The organism is Bradyrhizobium sp., from assembly GCF_035273305.1.
Taxonomy (GTDB): Bacteria; Pseudomonadota; Alphaproteobacteria; order Rhizobiales; family Xanthobacteraceae; genus Bradyrhizobium.
Genome location: NZ_DATEPI010000083.1, coordinates 1 through 3,984, shown reverse-complemented (window position 1 = coordinate 3,984; position 3,984 = coordinate 1). Strand labels below are relative to the sequence as shown.

The following is a 3,984-nucleotide window of genomic DNA, read 5'->3' as shown; positions in this document are numbered from 1 at the left end:
TGGGATAGTAAATCGCGCGCGGGATTTCCGCCATGGATGTGGGCTGGCGCAATCCCACCCAGAACGGGCCTTCGTTGAACGCTTTACCGAGAGGGACGAGGGCCGTGATACCGGCCATCTGCACGCCGGGAATTTGGCTGATCCGCTCGACCAGCTGCTGATACGCGATCCTCACCCGCGATGGACTCGTCGTTACTGAGCGCGAAAGTCCGACCTGGAAGGTGATGACGTTGCGCGCATCGAAACCGGGATTCACCGCCCAAAGATTCCGGATGGTACGCAAGAGCAAACTGCCACCCGTCAGCAGAACCAGAGCCACCGCGATCTGCACAATGACGAGAACACCTTGCGTGCGTTGGTGGGCGGACGTGGAGCCACGCCCTCCTTCTTTGAGTGCCGCGTTTATGTCCGTCTTGGAACTCTTTATGGCGGGGAACGCGCCAAACACGACGCCGACAATGATCGAAACGCCGAACGCGAAGAGGAGGACAGGAATATTCAACGCGATGTTCTCACTCCGCGGCAAGCCTCCAGGTACGGCGGCGATTACGGCGTGAACCGCCCATTTCGCAACAGCGAGGCCCAGTGCGCCGCCGGCCAGCGAAAGCATCAGGCTTTCGGTGACCAACTGCCGGACAATTTGCGTTCGGCTCGCGCCCATGGCCAACCGGACCGCGAACTCCCGGCTGCGAGCGGCGGAGCGGGCAAGAACAAGATTCGCGACGTTCGCGCACGCGATTAACAAAACGAACCCAGCCGCTCCCAGCAGCAGCAGTAGACTCCCGGCTACGTCCCCGACCATGAAGTGCGCCAACGAGTCAACATAACCATCCAAGCCACGCTCCTGGGCGGGATGAAGCCGATCGATACGCGCCTGTACCACGTTCATCTCGGCGCGCGCCTGAGCGATGCCGACACCCGGCCTTAGGCGTGCGATGCAGACGATGTCGTGTACAGTGCGATCGTTCTGATACAGCGGATCGCCGCGCCCCAGAGGTGTGTACACGTCGGCCTGCTGGTTGTCGAAACGAAATGCGGGCTGCAACACGCCGATGATGGTGTAGTCAGCGCCGTTCAATGTTATAGTTCTGCCGAGCGCCGCCGGATTACCGGCAAAGCGCTCCTCGAAGAGATGGTGGCTGACGATGGCGGCCGGCGTCCCACCGATCTTGTCTTCCTGGGGCAGGAAATCACGGCCGAGGGCCAGTTTCACGCCGAGAGTGCCGAAAAACGACGACGAAACTTCCTTGCCGTTGACGTGCGCGGGCATACCGGGGCTCGCGACATCGAAGTTCTGCGTGCGGAAGGCCGCGATTTTCTCAAAGGAACGGGCGTCGCGCTGCCAATCGAGGAAGTCCGGATACGAGAGCTCTGTCTCATGTTTCAGGCTTCGATTGTAGATGAGCAAGGCCACCAGGCGTTCGGATTGAGGATAGGGCAGCGGATCCAAAACGACGCCTTCGAGGACGCTGAAAATGGCAGTGTTCGCTCCGATGCCGAGGGCCAAAACGAGAATCGCGGCGGCGGTGAAACCGGGGGTTTTCCGTAGCGAGCGAGAGCCGTAGCGAATGTCCTGGGCGAGGCGATCGAGCAATTCCATAACGCTCCCGCCGGTATTGGACATCATGCGGCGACGGGTTCAACGAACGGCGGCGTTAGTGGGACGGATGCGGATGGGGGCACGGTTACGGGCGCAAGTTTTGCGTTTTGCGAAACGAACTGGTGTTGCTCGCAAGCCTCTGAAATGACTTGGGCTTCGGCACGGACGGCCGCGATTTCGTTGAGCACCTTGAGAGCGCGGTAATAGGCGCGCTGGGCGGCGGTGGCGTAGCGGTGGGCCTTGGCGAGGGCGTCGCCGGGTTTGGAGAGCATATAGGCGGCGATGCGCTGGTCGGGGGTGCTGGGTTTGGCGTCTTCGCCGGCGGCGATGAGCGTCATCAACGCGGCTTCGAGACGCGCGGCGCGCAGGATGAGCCACTGCGATTCGGCGAGATGGCGGATCAGGAGGATTTCGTCTTCGCCCTGTGGACAAAACGAACTGGTGAGATCGGCAAGGAGACGGTCGAATTGGGATGCGTCTTCGTGGGGGAGGACGACGGCCTCTCGCTCACGCTCGGGGTTCGGTAGGACGGTGTTTGCCGTCGGGGTGGTTGCGGCCGGGACGGCAGCAGCAGCGGGGCGGCTAGTCAGCCAGGGGTTCTTGTTGCGATTGCGCTTGCTCATGACGATTTGACGGTATCAGGCGAGGGGGCGAAAACGAGCGCGGTTTTTGAGAAAGCGCTGTAAGTTAATGACGGAGTTGAACAAAAAGGGCGCCCCGGGTTGTGACCGGCCGGCAGGTTACAATCGGTTTGGGTGCCGCAGAAACACAGCCCCACGCTGTGGTCGTGACACGCTGATTCATGGCTTCTGCGTCACCCTTTGACCTGCCTCGCTTTTCTCAACCACTCAAACCTGAGGATCTCAGCGCATCGGCAAACTCATTCGGCGTGCGGTAACCCAGACTGCTGTGCGGCCGCTCGCCGTTATACTCCTGCCGCCATCGGCTCACTTTTTCCCTGGCATCAGCCAGGCTGCGGAACCAGTTGGCGTTCAAACACTCATCTCTCAAGCGTCCGTTAAAGCTCTCCACATGCCCGTTCTGCATGGGCTTTCCTGGTTGTATGTGAATGAGCTGTATGCGCTGTTCTTCGCACCAGCTCAGAAAGTGCCGCGAAGTGAGTTCCGGTCCGTTGTCGCAGCGCAGCGCAGCCGGCGTGCCGCGCTGCTCAACGACGCGCTCCAACGCACGCGTTACGCGCTGGCTCGATAAGCTCGTATCCGTTTCCAAAGCCAGGCATTCCCGCGTAAAAGCGTCCACCACCGCTAATACACGAATGGCACGGCCGGTGGCCAGCGCGTCGCAGGCGAAGTCTAACGCCCATTCCTGGTTCGATCGGATCAGCAGCGGCGTGCTGGCCGCCGGCCGTGCCATTCGTTTGCGCTTCAGTCGGCGCACCGCCAAGCCCTCCTGCCGATACACGCGATATACTCGCTGCGCGCTGGCGCCGTGGCCTCGGCGACCCACCAGTGCATGCAGACGGCGATACCCATACCGGGGCTTCTGTCGCGCCAACTGCACCAGTTCCTCCCGCAGTGCCGCGTTGTGGTCCGGCCGCGGCTCATACCGGTAACTGCTGCGGTTCACTCCTACGAGCTTGCAGGCCCGCCGCTCGCTCATGCCGAACTGCTCCATGGCGAAACTGGCGTCCGCTCTTATACCGGCAAGCTCCATCCGTTTTTTCGGACGATCGCTTTCAGCGCTTCCCGGTCCAGGCTCAGATCGGCAACCAGTTGCTTAAGCCGGCGGTTCTCGTCTTCCAGGCTGCGCAGGTGCTGCGCATCGCTCACCTCCATGCCGCCATACTTGCCTTTCCAGGTGTACAGTGACGCTTCGCTGACACCGTACTCGCGCGCGATGTCGGCCATCTTCTTGCCGGCCTCGTGCTCCTTCAGCATGCCGATGATCTGCTCTTCGGTGAATCGGCTTTTCTTCATGTCTGTGGTTCTCCTGTGTTCATTCGGTTCTGCTGCGCACAGCCGATGCGGAGTTCCTCAAATATAGCTGGATCAGATTAGCGGGAGCAGGTCAGCAATCGACCACACTTTTATCGGATCATGCGCCGTGGACTCGTTGAAAACGTTGTACGTGCGCTGGGGGCTGCGGATGTGGTGCTGAGGAGCAGGGCGGAGCCAAAGCAAATGATCGAATACAGCCGTTCAGTTTAGATTATCGGAAGCGCTGGCGGGGGTTGAGTCTCGACAGGCGAAAAAGGGTTGACTAACGTGGGGAGTTTCCCCGGCTTTCGTGGAACAGAAATTCGTGAAGAATTCAAAATAACGATCGGTCAGGGACGCGGTCCTGGGGCCCGTACAAAGCAAAAAGCCCCGGCCAGGAAACCCGACCGGGGCTTTTGTGTTTAATCGGGCGATGTCCTACTCTCC

3 protein-coding genes are annotated in these 3,984 nt (G+C 60.6%); all 3 read right to left on the bottom strand.

Features of this window, described 5'->3' with window-relative positions:
- On the bottom strand, positions 1-1,600 hold a 1,600-nt coding region (locus tag VJV58_RS05270), incomplete at its 3' end, for an ABC transporter permease (protein WP_324136287.1).
- A gap of 23 nt (positions 1,601-1,623) precedes the next feature.
- Entirely contained in the window at positions 1,624-2,223 is a 600-nt protein-coding gene (locus VJV58_RS05265) for a hypothetical protein (RefSeq protein ID WP_324136286.1), read from the bottom strand.
- 217 nt (positions 2,224-2,440) lie between these two features.
- Positions 2,441-3,537, bottom strand: a protein-coding gene (locus VJV58_RS05260; RefSeq protein WP_324136285.1) for an IS3 family transposase whose coding sequence is annotated in 2 segments (ribosomal slippage) — positions 2,441-3,285 and positions 3,285-3,537 — 1,098 coding nt in all. Because the reading frame shifts where the segments join, the coding sequence is not laid out codon by codon here.
- Positions 3,538-3,984 lie beyond the last annotated feature (447 nt).

Excerpts from the sequence above, each read along its gene's own strand:
- VJV58_RS05265 (WP_324136286.1), bottom strand. The coding sequence starts at position 2,223 with ATGAGCAAGCGCAATCGCAACAAGAACCCCTGGCTGACTAGCCGCCCC.